Genomic DNA, 15,331 nt, shown 5'->3' on the forward strand with positions numbered 1-15,331 from the left:
CTCCCTATCTGCGAAAAATCTTATCAAGCACCCGTACACGATCACCAAGTGTTCGCTCCAGCAATGTTGATTCATAAGCAAGCCATAAATAAACGATCCCACCTGATCCAACACCTAAGGCAAGCATTACAATGGTCGCCCATCTCTCCTCTTCATATGGGATAAACATACCAAATACGGCTTTTACAATCCAGATCACGATACACATGATAATCACAAAAATAATAATTAACATGGTACGTTTAATAACTTGTTTAAACGGAAATTGAATGGTTTTTTTCACACGCCATAGGTTTAAAGTTACCGCTGTACCTACTGCCAGTGCAGTTCCAAATATCGCACCCTTTGCACCAAACATGTGAATCAGCTGTATGTTTAATAATATTTTTAGAAGTAGCCCCGCTGATAAGCTGATCACCGCAAATTTCTGCTGGTTAATGCCCTGCAGAAGATTTGAAGAAACCGTAAATAACGCAAATAGCAGCCCAACTGGAGCATACCAGCCTAATAGAGAGCCTGTTATTTCAATATTTCCTAGTCCATATAATGCCCCGTAAGCTTCATCTGATAAAAAGGATAACCCAACAACAGCTGGTATGACAAGTACCAGAACAATTTGTAGTGCTTGATTAATCTGATCATACAACAATTCACGGTTATTCTGTGTAAATGTTTTGGTTAAAGCAGGCAAAATAGCTAAGGATAAACCTATCGCTAATGTTACCGGAATAATAACAAGTTTATGCCCGTAAAAGTTAATGACAGAAAAAGCTACATCCCAAATACTTTCATTTCCGGACGCCACCATCGCTCTCTCAAAGGTAAATTGGTCTACCAATTGATACAAGGATGTTGCGAGCCCCACTAATATAAAAGGACCTGCATAACTGAATAATTCAATAAATAAGTCTTTCTTAGGAATATTATTTGTATAGGTTTGTTGCTGTAATTGTTTATCAAGACCTGATTTTCGCTTTCTCCAATATCCCCATAAAACAATTGCAGAGGCTAATCCCCCAATAAAAGCAGCAAATGTTGCAAAACCAACTGCTGTAGCAATTTCTCCATCTAGAACAACCATCACAATAAATGCTGCAGTTAATAAAAATACAATTCGTGCAATTTGTTCCACAACCTGTGAAACCGCTGTTGGCCCCATAGACTGATACCCTTGGAAAAATCCCCTTACAATACTCATTGCAGGAATTACGATTAGGGCAAAGCTGACCATTCGAATTACAAATGCAACATTTGCTGATGTTATACCTTGTGGATCGTCACTGGTAATCATACGTTCAGCTAACCAATCAGCACTGAAAAATAAGGCTAAAAAGGCTAGAAATCCGGTTACTATCATTAGCGTAATTCCGGCTTTAAACATTCGCCTTCCTGTTTCATAATCTCCCAAAGCATTATATTTAGAAACAAATTTTGAAACGGCTAAGGGGACACCTATTGTGGAAATACTAAGTATTATATTATATGGGATATAGGCAAAACTATATAGCGTCCCCCCGGTTTCCCCCACCATAGCATTAAACGGGATGACATAAATCATCCCTAGAAATTTAGATAAAAATGATGCTGCTGTTAGCAACATTGCTCCTCTTACAATATTCGACATTTTTTCACCTGCATTAGATTGCTATTTATGTACACAATGATTATTTTATCACAGATGACCTCTATACGGACAACGTATTGTATTACAAAATTATTGATGGGATTTTTCACCTATTAATGATAAGATACATACGAAAGGACTGAAGTAATTTGTCATATGATGTAATCGTTATAGGCGGAGGGCCATCCGGACTGATGGCCGCAATCGCTGCAGCAGAGAACGGGGCAAACACCATGCTAATTGAAAAGGGAAAGAAATTAGGAAAAAAACTGGCTATTTCCGGTGGCGGACGATGTAATGTAACAAATCGCCTTCCTCAAGAAGAAGTTATCCGACATATACCAGGTAATGGAAAGTTTTTATACAGTCCATTTTCGGTTTTTAATAACTATGATATCATCGATTTTTTTGAAAATTTGGGTGTTGCATTGAAGGAAGAGGATCATGGGAGAATGTTTCCTGCGTCCAATTCTGCCAAAACAGTTGTGAATGCATTGATCAATCAATTAGATGAACATAATGTAGACGTACATCTAAACACCACTGTGAAAACCATAAATTACAATGAAAAAGCACATACAATTACATTAAACAACGCTGAGAAGATAACCACCAAAGCAATTGTAATCGCAGTCGGAGGAAAAGCTGTCCCGCACACAGGATCTACAGGTGACGGCTACGCCTGGGCAACCAAAGCAGGCCACACTGTTACCGAACTATACCCGACTGAAGTCGCTCTTACATCTGAAGAAAGTTTTATCAAAAATAAAAATCTGCAAGGTTTGTCACTAAGGGATGTTGCTTTAACCGTATTAAATAAAAAGAATAAACCGATTATCACCCATCAAATGGACATGATTTTCACCCATTTTGGTATCTCGGGGCCAGCTGTACTACGCGCCTCACAATTTGTTGTGAAAGAACTTATGAAAGGGCAGCAAAATATCCCAATGGTCTTAGATGTATTACCAAATGAAACAGAAGATAAATTATACAACCGTATAGAGCAGCTAATGGAGAATAATCCAAAAAAAGCAATTAAAAATATCATTAAGGGGATCGTTCCAGAACGTTTTTTAGACTATATATTATCGATTAATAAAATAAATGAAGAACAAAAAGCTGCAACTATTTCTAAAGAAATGATTCGTTTAATTGTTCATTCCATTAAAAATTTCACATTTTATGTAAATGGTTCCCTGCCGCTTGATAAAGCCTTTGTAACTGGTGGAGGAATATCCATCAAAGAAATTGTTCCAAATACAATGCAATCTAAAATAATGCATGGACTCTATTTTTCCGGGGAAATTTTGGATATCCATGGATATACTGGTGGGTATAATATTACATCAGCACTCGTTACCGGTCGCGTAGCTGGTATGAGTGCTTCAAATCATATAAAAGCTCATTATACTGGTATATGATTCCTAGCATTAATCATGATTCTTGTGTCATCCTAATAATGTCTAAAAGCTCATAGAAAGGATGAATTTGTAATGAAAACAAATAACATGTGGTTACCATTGGTTGCTTCAGTCGGAATGGGTGCAGCAACATATTATGCGATGACTCAAAACAACCAAAATTTTGGACAAGCAATGCAAAAAATGATTCCGGTTGTATCACAAATGAATGGTAATGGAACTAATACTGGTACTGGAACAAATTCACAGCAGCAACTCGGCATGAGCTAACAGACACGAAAAAAGCGCACCCCATGTAGGTGCGCTTTTTCTTAGTGCTTCTTATTTATCCAAGTTTCGACTTAAAAATTTAGAAGCCCGTATTTTACCATCTAGCTTTTAAAATTTTTGTCCAAACTCAGATTAAAATTATAATCACTGTTTTTGTTCGAACTAAAATAAGAATACGAATTAACGTATCCTTATTCTTTTGCCTGGCGGCGCCCTACTCTTGCAGGGGCAAAGCCCCAACTACCATCGGCGCTGGAGAGCTTAACTTCTGTGTTCGGCATGGGAACAGGTGTGACCTCTCCGCTATTACTACCAGACCTAACGGTGTTAGGTCGTTCTGTGTTGATCCATCAGAACTTCCTTCTTTAAAATGAAGACAAGATATATTATATGCATTTCTAATAGAAAATGCAAGGTTTTTTTTCATTTATACCCTAAAAACTAAATAAGAGTTTCATGAACGACCATCAAAAAAGAAATTAGTTAAGTCCTCGATCGATTAGTATTCGTCAGCTGCACGTGTCACCACGCTTCCACCTCGAACCTATCTACCTCATCGTCTCTGAGGGATCTTACTCACTCGAAGTGATGGGAAGTCTCATCTAGAGGGGGGCTTCATGCTTAGATGCTTTCAGCACTTATCCTTGCCACACGTAGCTACCCAGCCATGCTCCTGGCGGAACAACTGGTACACCAGCGGTGTGTCCATCCCGGTCCTCTCGTACTAAGGACAGCTCCTCTCAAACTTCCAGCGCCCACGACGGATAGGGACCGAACTGTCTCACGACGTTCTGAACCCAGCTCGCGTACCGCTTTAATGGGCGAACAGCCCAACCCTTGGGACCGACTACAGCCCCAGGATGCGATGAGCCGACATCGAGGTGCCAAACCTCCCCGTCGATGTGAACTCTTGGGGGAGATAAGCCTGTTATCCCCGGGGTAGCTTTTATCCGTTGAGCGATGGCCCTTCCATGCGGTACCACCGGATCACTAAGCCCGACTTTCGTCCCTGCTCGACTTGTAGGTCTCGCAGTCAAGCTCCCTTCTGCCTTTACACGCTACGAATGATTTCCAACCATTCTGAGGGAACCTTTGGGCGCCTCCGTTACTCTTTGGGAGGCGACCGCCCCAGTCAAACTGCCTACCTGACACTGTCTCCGAACCGGATCACGGTTCTGGGTTAGAAGGTGCGTGCAGCCAGGGTGGTATCCCACGGGTGCCTCCTCGTAAGCTAGCGCTCACGATTCTAAGGCTCCCACCTATCCTGTACAAGCTGCACGAACATTCAATATCAGGCTACAGTAAAGCTCCACGGGGTCTTTCCGTCCTGTCGCGGGTAATGCGCATCTTCACGCATAGTATAATTTCACCGGGTCTCTCGTTGAGACAGTGCCCAAGTCGTTGCACCTTTCGTGCGGGTCGGAACTTACCCGACAAGGAATTTCGCTACCTTAGGACCGTTATAGTTACGGCCGCCGTTTACTGGGGCTTCGGTTCTACGCTTCGCTCGGAAGCTAACGTTTCCCCTTAACCTTCCAGCACCGGGCAGGTGTCAGCCCCTATACTTCGCCTTGCGGCTTCGCAGAGACCTGTGTTTTTGATAAACAGTCGCTTGGGCCTATTCACTGCGGCTCCTCCTGAAGAGGAGCACCCCTTCTCCCGAAGTTACGGGGTCATTTTGCCGAGTTCCTTAACGAGAGTTCTCCCGATCACCTTAGGATTCTCTCCTCGCCTACCTGTGTCGGTTTGCGGTACGGGCACCTATGACCTCACTAGAGGCTTTTCTTGGCAGTGTGAAATCAGGAACTTCGGTACTCTATTTCCCTCCCCATCACAGCTCGCAATTGTTGGACGGATTTGCCTATCCAACTCGCTCACTGCTTGGGCGCACCATTCCATCGGTGCGCTTTCCTTATCCTCCTGCGTCCCCCCGTCATTCAAACAGTCATGAGGTGGTACAGGAATATCTACCTGTTGGCCATCGCCTACGCCTTTCGGCCTCGGCTTAGGTCCCGACTAACCCTGAGAGGACGAGCCTTCCTCAGGAAACCTTAGGCTTTCGGTGAAAGAGATTCTCACTCTTTTTTCGCTACTCATACCGGCATTCTCACTTCCAAGCGCTCCACCAGTCCTCACGGTCTGACTTCACTGCACTTGGAACGCTCTCCTACCATTGTTCGAAGAACAATCCGCAGCTTCGGTGATACGTTTAGCCCCGGTACATTTTCGGCGCAGCGTCACTCGACCAGTGAGCTATTACGCACTCTTTAAATGATGGCTGCTTCTAAGCCAACATCCTGGTTGTCTGAGCAACGCCACATCCTTTTCCACTTAACGTATACTTAGGGACCTTAGCTGGCGGTCTGGGCTGTTTCCCTTTCGACTATGAACCTTATCACCCATAGTCTGACTCCCAGGGCTAAGTAGCTGGCATTCGGAGTTTGACTGAATTCGGTAACCCGGTGAGGGCCCCTCGTCCAATCAGTGCTCTACCTCCAGTACTCATTCCCCTGAGGCTAGCCCTAAAGCTATTTCGGAGAGAACCAGCTATCTCCGTGTTCGATTGGCATTTCACCCCTACCCACACCTCATCCCCGCATTTTTCAACATACGTGGGTTCGGGCCTCCAGTCAGTGTTACCTGACCTTCACCCTGGACATGGGTAGATCACACGGTTTCGGGTCTACGACCACATACTAATTCGCCCTATTCAGACTCGCTTTCGCTGCGGCTCCGTGTCTTCCACTTAACCTTGCATGGGATCGTAACTCGCCGGTCCATTCTACAAAAGGTACGCCGTTACCCATTAACGGGCTTCGACTACTTGTAAGCGCACGGTTTCAGGTTCTCTTTCACTCCCCTTCCGGGGTGCTTTTCACCTTTCCCTCACGGTACTGGTTCACTATCGGTCACGAGGGAGTATTTAGCCTTGGGAGATGGTCCTCCCGGATTCCGACGGAATTTCTCGTGTTCCGCCGTACTCAGGATACACTCCGGAGAAAACGCTCTTTCAATTACAGGGCTCTTACCTTCTATGGCTGATCGTTCCAGATCGATTCATCTAAAGCATTTCTTTGTAACTCCTAATGGAGTGTCCTACAACCCCGAAAAGCAAGCTTTTCGGTTTGGGCTCCTTTCCGTTTCGCTCGCCGCTACTTGGGAAATCGCTTTTGCTTTCTATTCCTCCGGGTACTGAGATGTTTCAGTTCCCCGGGTCTGCCTCATCTACCCTATGTATTCAGATAGATGTCCTGTTCCATTACGAACAGTGGGTTCCCCCATTCGGAAATTCCCGGATCAACGTTTACTTACAACTCCCCGAGACATATCGGTGTTAGTCCCGTCCTTCTTCGGCTCCTCGTACCTAGGCATTCACCGTGCGCCCTTCTTCACTTAACTAAATTACTAGTTAATTGTTCCAAAGAACTTACATTTTTTGATGTCGTTATTACTCTTATTTAGTTTTCAAGGTACAAAAAGAGAGATTTACTCTCTCAAAACTGAACCAAACAACCATGTATGTCTTCGACCAGAGGTCTAAGACCTCCAGCGTTCCTTCTAAATATCCTTAGAAAGGAGGTGATCCAGCCGCACCTTCCGATACGGCTACCTTGTTACGACTTCACCCCAATCATTGGCCCCACCTTCGGCGGCTGGCTCACGTAAACGTGTTACCTCACCGACTTCGGGTGTTGCTAACTCTCGTGGTGTGACGGGCGGTGTGTACAAGGCCCGGGAACGTATTCACCGCGGCATGCTGATCCGCGATTACTAGCGATTCCGGCTTCATACAGGCGAGTTGCAGCCTGCAATCCGAACTGAGAATGGTTTTATGGGATTTGCTGAGCGTTACCGCTTCGCTGCCCTTTGTTCCATCCATTGTAGCACGTGTGTAGCCCAGGTCATAAGGGGCATGATGATTTGACGTCATCCCCACCTTCCTCCGGTTTGTCACCGGCAGTCAAATTAGAGTGCCCAACTTAATGCTGGCAACTAATCTCAAGGGTTGCGCTCGTTACGGGACTTAACCCAACATCTCACGACACGAGCTGACGACAACCATGCACCACCTGTCACTCTGTCCCCGAAGGGAACTCGGTATCTCTACCGATTGCAGAGGATGTCAAGACCTGGTAAGGTTCTTCGCGTTGCTTCGAATTAAACCACATGCTCCACCGCTTGTGCGGGCCCCCGTCAATTCTTTTGAGTTTCAGCCTTGCGGCCGTACTCCCCAGGCGGAGTGCTTAATGCGTTAACTTCAGCACTAAGGGGCGGAAACCCCCTAACACCTAGCACTCATCGTTTACGGCGTGGACTACCAGGGTATCTAATCCTGTTCGCTCCCCACGCTTTCGCTCCTCAGCGTCAGTTACAGACCAGAGAGTCGCCTTCGCCACTGGTGTTCCTCCACATCTCTACGCATTTCACCGCTACACGTGGAATTCCACTCTCCTCTTCTGTACTCAAGTCCTCCAGTTTCCAATGACCGCTCACGGTTGAGCCGCAAGATTTCACATCAGACTTAAAAGACCGCCTGCGAGCGCTTTACGCCCAATAATTCCGGACAACGCTTGCCCCCTACGTATTACCGCGGCTGCTGGCACGTAGTTAGCCGGGGCTTTCTGGTTAGGTACCGTCAAGGTACTGCCTTATTCAAACAGTACTTGTTCTTCCCTAACAACAGAGTTTTACGATCCGAAAACCTTCATCACTCACGCGGCGTTGCACCGTCAGACTTTCGTCCATTGCGGATGATTCCCTACTGCTGCCTCCCGTAGGAGTCTGGGCCGTGTCTCAGTCCCAGTGTGGCCGATCACCCTCTCAGGTCGGCTACGCATCGTCGCCTTGGTGAGCTCTTATCTCACCAACTAGCTAATGCGCCGCGGGCCCATCTGTAAGTGACAGCTCAGAAAGCCGCCTTTCAACTTCTCATCAGGAGATGAAAAGTGTTATCCGGTATTAGCTCGCGTTTCCACGAGTTATCCCAGTCTTACAGGCAGGTTGCCCACGTGTTACTCACCCGTCCGCCGCTCGTTCCACAGGCGCACACCCCGAAGGGTGATTGCCTGCTTCCCGCGCTCGACTTGCATGTATTAGGCACGCCGCCAGCGTTCGTCCTGAGCCAAGATCAAACTCTCCATAAAAGTTTGAATATAATTGACACCAATCAATCATATAATGTCTTAGCTTAACAATTGATTTAGGGTTAAAATCTTCCATTCAGATTATAACAATCTGACCTTCGATATCTTACCACTAATATCTGTTTGACATACTGGTTGTTTTGTTCAGTTTTCAAAGAGCAAATTTACCTGTCGCCCTCAAAAAAGCGACTTTATTAATATACCAATTAGCTCAGAAAATGTCAATAAATAATTTGAATTAAATCATTTAATTTCGACAACACCCTAACTAATGGAAACTTATTATAGCATTTGAATAAATGCTTGTCAATAGCACAAAAGCATCTTTTTTTGCGATAAGTACTTTACTGTTCTAATCTATATGCACGAAATAAAGCATATTTTTAAAACAGCAGAGACCATGATACAATCGCAGCATCAAAATGTCAACACCTTCTTTCATTTTTTTACGCTGCGATCCCCATAGGTTTTATGCACCACAGAAACATCCTTCATAATTACGATTAATCAACTTCGCCTTCCCATTTGAGCATGCCGCCAACCATATTTGAAACTTGGTAGCCTTGTTCATCCATAAAGGACGCAGCTTTCATACTTCTTTTTCCTGATCTGCATACAAAAACATAATGTTTACTTTTGTCTAAAGCATCCTTTGACTCGGGTATCTGAGCTAATGGAATATGTTTTGCGTCCTCGATCATTCCCTGGGCAACTTCTTCATCTTCTCGCACATCGATTACAACTAAATCATTATCCTTTTTCATACGGTTTTCCAATTCATTTGGTTCCATTTCATTTATATGCCCCATATATAAACCATCCTTTTTGTCTATTTACATCAATAATACGTTTTTAAAGAATAGCATGCAAACATCTAACACAAAATAACAAGTATTAAACAAGAGGAGCGTTTTATCATGAAATATATTATCTACTCTATTGTATTGCTGTTATTAATAGCACAGCCTTTCTGCACCAATACAACATCAGCTCAAAGTAATACAGAACCTGTCCTCATCGAAACCTATGAAGCAGATGTTACAGGTGATGGACAAAGCGAGGTTATCGAATTAAGAGGGATTTTATTTTCAAATGACACGAATTATTATCGTGAAGTATGGATTGATATTACAAGTGTACATGACGAACAGTGGACAATCACTTATGAAGGCGGGTACGATCCGACCATTCAATTTATTGATTTAGATCACGATGAAGTACAAGATATTTTTTACCAGAGTGCTACAGGAGGAAGTGGTGGTCTGTATAATTATCACCTTCATACATTAAAAAATGAAAAAGTAGAAGAGATCCCATTACCTGAACAGCTCCATGTTAGAGGGAAATTCATGGATGACTTTAACGTTGAGATCCAACTCTCCCCTGATAGTGAACCAAACATTGTGGATGTTAGCAGTCGGTCAGAAGAGTATATACAACTTGACATTTATAATGACGAGGGAAAATTACTGGAACCAACTTCAGTCATGATAGACCCGATTGCCTTTTTCGAGCCTGTTTTACTCAGCAAAAGTAACGGATACGGCTTAAAAAGCTATCAGCAAATCAGTGGTGCTTACCATGCAGATCAACTGGGAACAGTAGAAACACTTTGGTATTATGAGAATGGTGACTGGATTATTTTACAGACAGAATGGGTGCCATCTAACTAAAATAGGAAAGGATCCCTTCATATTGGTTAAGAAGGGATCCTTTTTCTATTTAATTCGCCACGATATTTACCAGCTTTCCAGGAACAACAATTACTTTTCGGATTGTCTTTCCATCAGTTAATTCCTGAATTTTTTCGTCTGCAAGTGCTTGTTTTTCAAGTTCGTCTTTGCTAATATCTTTGGCTACATTTATTTTGGATCGAACTTTGCCCATAATTTGTACTGCGATTTCTACTTCATCTTCCACCAGTTTAGATTCATCGAAGATTGGCCATGGCTCATAGCTAATCGTTTCCGGATGACCGAGATGAGCCCACAGTTCTTCTGAAAGATGCGGCGCAACTGGTGAAAGCATCTTAACAAAACCTTCGAGATAATCCTTTGGAAGTATCTCTGCTTTATTTCCTTCATTTACAAACACCATCATTTGTGAAATACCTGTATTGAAATGCAGATTCTCAAAGTCCTCTGTCACCTTTTTCACCGTTTCATTGTACACTTTATCTAAGGAATTATTACCTTTATCCACTACTTTATCAGACAGTGTACCATCATCATTTATAATCAGGCGCCATACTCGATCAAGAAAACGTCTTGCACCATCAAGTCCATTTGTTGACCAGGCAACCGCAGCATCGAGTGGCCCCATGAACATTTCATATAGGCGTAATGTATCTGCACCATGAGAAGCAATGATGTCATCAGGATTCACAACATTCCCCTTGGATTTACTCATCTTCTCATTGCCTTCACCAAGGATCATGCCTTGATTATACAATTTCATAAACGGCTCTTTCGTTGGAACAACACCAATATCATACAAAAATTTATGCCAGAAACGTGCATACAGTAGATGAAGCACGGCATGTTCCGCACCGCCAATATAAATATCAACCGGCAGCCATTCTTCAAGTGCTTTCGGATCTGCCAGTTGCTCTGTATTATGTGGATCGATAAACCTTAGAAAATACCAGCAGCTCCCTGCCCATTGTGGCATTGTGCTCGTTTCCCGGCGACCTTTCATCCCAGTGTTTGGATCTGTCACATTGACCCAGTCACTATTATTCGCAAGCGGGGATTCACCAGTCCCAGATGGCTTTATTTCTGTCATAACAGGCAACTCTAATGGAAGTTCTTCTTCCGGAACAGCTGTAGTTGTTCCATCCTCCCAATGAATAATAGGAATTGGTTCACCCCAATAACGCTGCCTTGCAAATAACCAGTCACGCAGGCGATAGGTAACTTTCCTCTCACCATGTCCATTTACTTCAAGCCATTCAATCATTTTTGTAATGGCATCATCTGTACCCAAACCATCGAGAAAATCGGAATTAACATGCTCTCCTTCACCAACATAGGCTTCTTTGGAAATATCTCCACCTGCAACAACTTCTTTTATAGGAAGCTCAAATTTCGTGGCAAATTCATAATCTCGCCCGTCATGGCCCGGGACAGCCATAATTGCGCCACTGCCATAACTCATCAATACATAATCGGCAACCCAAATCGGCATTTTTGCGTTATTGACCGGGTTAATGGCATACGTCCCTGTAAATACACCTGTTTTATTTTTTGCCAGATCCGTACGTTCCAGATCAGATTTCGTTTGAACTTTATCCAAATAGGCCTCAACCGCTTTCTTTTGTTCCGGAGTCACTATTTTTTCTACAAACGGATGCTCTGGGGCCAGTACAGCATAGGTTGCACCAAATAATGTATCAGGCCTTGTTGTAAATACCGTGAAATCCTTGTCATGCCCGTCAATTGTAAACATTACTTCGGCACCTTCTGATCGGCCAATCCAGTTTCGCTGCATATCCTTAATACTTTCCGGCCAATCGACCTCTTCCAAATCCTCAAGCAGACGATCAGCGTATGCGGTGATTTTCAGCATCCACTGTTTCATCGGTTTTCGAACAACCGGATGCCCGCCACGTTCACTTTTCCCATCGATCACTTCTTCATTAGCAAGCACGGTTCCGAGCGCAGGGCACCAATTAACCGCCACTTCATCCATATAGGCTAGCCCTTTTTCATATAGCTTGGTAAAAATCCATTGTGTCCATTTGTAGTAATTTGGATCTGTTGTACTTATTTCGCGACCCCAGTCATAGGAAAAACCAAGTTCCTGAATTTGCCTTTTAAATGTTGCAATATTGTGCTCCGTAAATGCTGCCGGGCTGTTCCCTGTATCAATCGCATATTGCTCAGCAGGCAGACCAAAAGCATCCCAGCCCATGGGGTGCAAGACCTCATATCCTTGCATACGCTTCATACGGGAAAAAATGTCTGTTGCCGTATACCCTTCCGGATGCCCTACATGCAGACCGGCTCCGGATGGATATGGAAACATATCCAGCGCATAGACCTTCTCTTTTTTGGAATACGTATCTGTTTTAAACGTTTTGTTTGCTGCCCAATATGCTTGCCATTTATTTTCTATTTCCTGATGATTAAAACTCATTTCAGCGTCCTCCTTTTATCAATAAAAAAAGCCACTCACCCCCAGAAAGGGACGAGAAGCTTGTATCTCCCGCGGTACCACCCAAATTATCGCATACGCTGCGATCACTTGTTTCCTTAACGCGGATTTACGACAGGAACTACTTTTTTTCGCCCCTGTAACATTAAAGGTGAGTTCATACATTTCTCAGGAGCAGTTTCCACCAACCACTGCCTCTCTATACCTGAGGAAATCTATTACTAATCCTCTGCAAAGTCGTTACATTATTTATATAGAATAGTAATGAATCACGCGCGCTTTGTCAAGGTAATTCCTTTACGAATCTGCTAAGATAGACATATTCTCATACGTAAGGAGCAGATCTGACACATGTTAAAAGGAATACTAAACGTTGCACACGATCTATTAGAAGATTCTATCGAAAATGGAGAATTCGTTATTGATGCCACATGCGGAAATGGCAATGACACCTTGTTTTTAAGTAAAGTCACAGGTGATGATGGTCATGTGCTCGCTTTTGATATTCAAGATCAGGCAATTAAAAATACAAAGCAGTTACTAAAGGAAAATAGCCAGAACAATGTAACATTCATTCAAGACAGCCATGCCAATATTTCGGATTATGTAGCTACAGAACAACAAATTGGTGGCGCCATTTTTAATCTTGGCTATTTACCCAGAAGTGATAAATCAATTATCACGAAAGGCAAATCCACAAAAACTGCTATCAACACAATTTTACACCATCTTAAAAAAGGTGGTCTGATCGTGGTTGTCGTATACCATGGTCATGATGGGGGCAAAGAAGAAAAAGAAGCTCTTTTAAAATATGTAAGTAGCCTCGAGCAAAAAGCGTTTACTGTTTTACGACATGGATTCGTTAACCAACAAAACGATCCTCCTTTTATTCTGGCCATCCAGAAAAGAAGATAAACCCTAGGATTCCTGTCGTTTCCTCAGGGTTATCTTTTCAATCTATAGTACATCTTCGTGTTCCAATGAAAAAATCGAGCTTGATGGCCGCTTATTTTCAATAAGTCCTTTGTCATTTCGAGACCACCATCTAATTTTTCCACCTTTGGATCACCTAAATATAACCCTACCAAACCTTGATAAACCATCTGATGAAATGAACGATTCGGTAAGCCGTCAACATGTTCATCCGACTGTTCGATAAAATAAATCAAACGTTTTTTCATCTCTTCCTGATCCGGATAATAGCTGCAGAAATTTAAATCCGCTTCCTCTATATCTTCTTGCTGATCAATATAATAATCCAATAAAATATGTAAGCCCTGTATATACGGGAAATAACCGGTATAAATTTTCTGAGCCAGATCATCATTCATTTTATCTCCAAGTGTATAGGAAACAAGGCAAAAAATTCCGAGCGTTGACCCAGCAGTAGCGGAGAACTCATACCAACTTAAACTGGGAACCTTTTCTTTATACCTGTCATACCAGCGCGTCAGGCGTGGAATACGCTCTTCTACTTTTACATGTTTGTGCACTTGAAGATCCGCATACAACCCCTCAAGCTTCAGCAGATAATCCTGTATAACGGAATAGCTATCAAGCTTTCGTATCGTTTTTTGGCATGTGCGAACAAGATCAGCCAAGTATTCCCCATCTTGTTGCTCATCACGCAGTTCATAATAATTTTTAATCGGAGCTTGTGGTATTAATGCATCACTCATAGCCTCATGTAATAATCGAAAATCTTCCGGATCCATCGATGTACTCCGGTCACATAAGTTATCCAGATAATCACTTATGGTTTGATAGGCCACAATAAAACGGATGGACTCTCTCCATTTATAACCCGCAAGCAATGCATAAACACCGCCACCCTGGCAATGGAACCTTTTCGAGTCAATGCTTGCAAGCGCCTGCGCCCTGAGCTCCGAATTCGGGATCTGCTTTGCGCGGTTTTTCCAATGGGACAATTCCTGATCTACTGCTGGGAAAATTTTTCTATATACGGCGTTCATTAGCGTTATTGCTGTTGTGGGTACACGCCTTGCCAAGTATAATTCCTCCATTCATGGAACTTTTTGTTATACTATATATATCACCATACAACCATAGGAGGATTCAAATGATAGGTCATTATAAAAATACTAACCCTTCCATTCACGATACAGCATTTGTCGCAAAAGATGCTGTGATAAACGGAGACGTAACAATTGATGAAGCGTCCAGCATATGGTTTAAAACCGTTATTCGCGGGGATGTTGCGCCAACTCGAATAGGGAAAAGAGTCAGTGTTCAGGATCTATCCATGCTTCACCAAAGCCCAAATAATCCCTTAATTATAGAAGACGATGTAACCATTGGGCATCAGGTTACATTACATTCCGCAATCATCCGAAAAAAAGCGTTAGTCGGCATGGGTTCAATCATTTTGGATGGTGCCGAAGTAGAGGAAAGCGCATTTATTGGTGCAGGGAGCCTGGTTCCGCCCGGGAAAAAGATCCCTGCACATACACTGGCGATGGGCAGACCTGCAAAAGTTGTCCGTGATCTGACCGAAGAAGATTATGCGGAAATGGAACGGGTAAGGAAATCATATGTGGAAAAAGGACAATATTATAAAAATCATACGGATTTTTAGGGGTGTGTTTAGGGTATAGCCGAGGGGAGTGGCTGTCTCCCGATTTGGAGTGTGTCTCTCCCGGTTTTTAAGACTTCCCATGATTCAATGGATTCAGCACCTGTGCAAACATTTCACT

At 43.3% G+C, this 15,331-nt stretch carries 9 protein-coding genes, 3 rRNA genes and 1 other annotated feature; of the genes, 5 read left to right on the forward strand and 7 right to left on the reverse strand.

Translation table 11 applies throughout. The features are described from left to right. Window positions 1-4: 4 nt before the first annotated feature. Window positions 5-1,624 (reverse strand): putative polysaccharide biosynthesis protein, encoded by a 1,620-nt coding sequence (locus tag KFZ58_RS11870; RefSeq protein WP_235791519.1) that lies wholly within the window; start codon window positions 1,622-1,624, stop codon window positions 5-7. A gap of 149 nt (window positions 1,625-1,773) precedes the next feature. On the opposite strand from KFZ58_RS11870, the gene KFZ58_RS11875 reads away from it, so the two are divergent. Next, complete coding sequence (locus KFZ58_RS11875) at window positions 1,774-3,048, forward strand: BaiN/RdsA family NAD(P)/FAD-dependent oxidoreductase (RefSeq protein ID WP_235791520.1); 1,275 nt, start codon at window positions 1,774-1,776, stop codon at window positions 3,046-3,048. Between the two features lie 72 nt (window positions 3,049-3,120). After that, window positions 3,121-3,318 (forward strand): hypothetical protein, encoded by a 198-nt coding sequence (locus KFZ58_RS11880; RefSeq protein ID WP_235791521.1) that lies wholly within the window; start codon window positions 3,121-3,123, stop codon window positions 3,316-3,318. A 201-nt stretch (window positions 3,319-3,519) separates the two neighbouring features. Here the strand turns inward: KFZ58_RS11880 and rrf are convergent. The 4 genes from rrf to KFZ58_RS11900 form a co-directional block, all read right to left on the reverse strand. Next, a 5S ribosomal RNA gene (gene rrf / locus KFZ58_RS11885) occupies window positions 3,520-3,635 on the reverse strand. Window positions 3,636-3,797: 162 nt separating this feature from the next. Then, window positions 3,798-6,717: ribosomal RNA gene (locus tag KFZ58_RS11890) — 23S ribosomal RNA — on the reverse strand. Window positions 6,718-6,890: 173 nt separating this feature from the next. Next, window positions 6,891-8,462, reverse strand: a 16S ribosomal RNA gene (locus KFZ58_RS11895). The 16S, 23S and 5S rRNA genes sit together here, the layout of an rRNA operon. 503 nt (window positions 8,463-8,965) lie before the next feature. Then, on the reverse strand, window positions 8,966-9,271 hold the full coding sequence (locus KFZ58_RS11900) for a rhodanese-like domain-containing protein (RefSeq protein ID WP_235791522.1): 306 nt from the start codon (window positions 9,269-9,271) through the stop codon (window positions 8,966-8,968). A gap of 108 nt (window positions 9,272-9,379) precedes the next feature. Here KFZ58_RS11900 and KFZ58_RS11905 point away from each other — a divergent pair, with 108 nt between their 5' ends. Continuing rightward, window positions 9,380-10,135: a YybI family spore inner coat protein gene (locus KFZ58_RS11905; protein WP_235791523.1), complete on the forward strand. Its 756-nt coding sequence runs from the start codon at window positions 9,380-9,382 to the stop codon at window positions 10,133-10,135. Window positions 10,136-10,184: 49 nt separating this feature from the next. Here KFZ58_RS11905 and leuS read toward each other — a convergent pair whose 3' ends face one another. Then, entirely contained in the window at window positions 10,185-12,599 is a 2,415-nt protein-coding gene (gene leuS / locus KFZ58_RS11910; RefSeq protein ID WP_235791524.1) for a leucine--tRNA ligase, read from the reverse strand. Between the two features lie 44 nt (window positions 12,600-12,643). Further along, window positions 12,644-12,861: a binding site (T-box leader), on the reverse strand. Between the two features lie 107 nt (window positions 12,862-12,968). Between leuS and mnmM the strand changes: the two genes are divergently transcribed. Further along, window positions 12,969-13,532 (forward strand): tRNA 5-(aminomethyl)-2-thiouridylate-methyltransferase MnmM, encoded by a 564-nt coding sequence (mnmM, locus tag KFZ58_RS11915; protein ID WP_235791525.1) that lies wholly within the window; start codon window positions 12,969-12,971, stop codon window positions 13,530-13,532. 29 nt (window positions 13,533-13,561) lie between these two features. On the opposite strand, the gene KFZ58_RS11920 is transcribed toward mnmM, so the two are convergent. Continuing rightward, window positions 13,562-14,626, reverse strand: a complete 1,065-nt coding sequence (locus KFZ58_RS11920) for a tetraprenyl-beta-curcumene synthase family protein (RefSeq protein WP_304956798.1) — start codon at window positions 14,624-14,626, stop codon at window positions 13,562-13,564. 71 nt (window positions 14,627-14,697) lie between these two features. Here KFZ58_RS11920 and KFZ58_RS11925 point away from each other — a divergent pair, with 71 nt between their 5' ends. Continuing rightward, complete coding sequence (locus KFZ58_RS11925; RefSeq protein ID WP_235791526.1) at window positions 14,698-15,213, forward strand: gamma carbonic anhydrase; 516 nt, start codon at window positions 14,698-14,700, stop codon at window positions 15,211-15,213. Window positions 15,214-15,331: the final 118 nt, after the last annotated feature.

It is taken from the genome of Virgibacillus sp. NKC19-16, assembly GCF_021560035.1.
Taxonomy (GTDB): Bacteria; Bacillota; Bacilli; order Bacillales; family Amphibacillaceae; genus Virgibacillus_L; species Virgibacillus_L salidurans.

Coding starts and splice junctions, on each gene's coding strand:
- KFZ58_RS11900 (WP_235791522.1), bottom strand. CDS start 9,271: ATGGGGCATATAAATGAAATGGAACCAAATGAATTGGAAAACCGTATG.
- KFZ58_RS11880 (WP_235791521.1), top strand. CDS start 3,121: ATGAAAACAAATAACATGTGGTTACCATTGGTTGCTTCAGTCGGAATG.
- leuS (WP_235791524.1), bottom strand. CDS start 12,599: ATGAGTTTTAATCATCAGGAAATAGAAAATAAATGGCAAGCATATTGG.
- KFZ58_RS11925 (WP_235791526.1), top strand. CDS start 14,698: ATGATAGGTCATTATAAAAATACTAACCCTTCCATTCACGATACAGCA.
- mnmM (WP_235791525.1), top strand. CDS start 12,969: ATGTTAAAAGGAATACTAAACGTTGCACACGATCTATTAGAAGATTCT.
- KFZ58_RS11905 (WP_235791523.1), top strand. CDS start 9,380: ATGAAATATATTATCTACTCTATTGTATTGCTGTTATTAATAGCACAG.
- KFZ58_RS11870 (WP_235791519.1), bottom strand. CDS start 1,624: ATGTCGAATATTGTAAGAGGAGCAATGTTGCTAACAGCAGCATCATTT.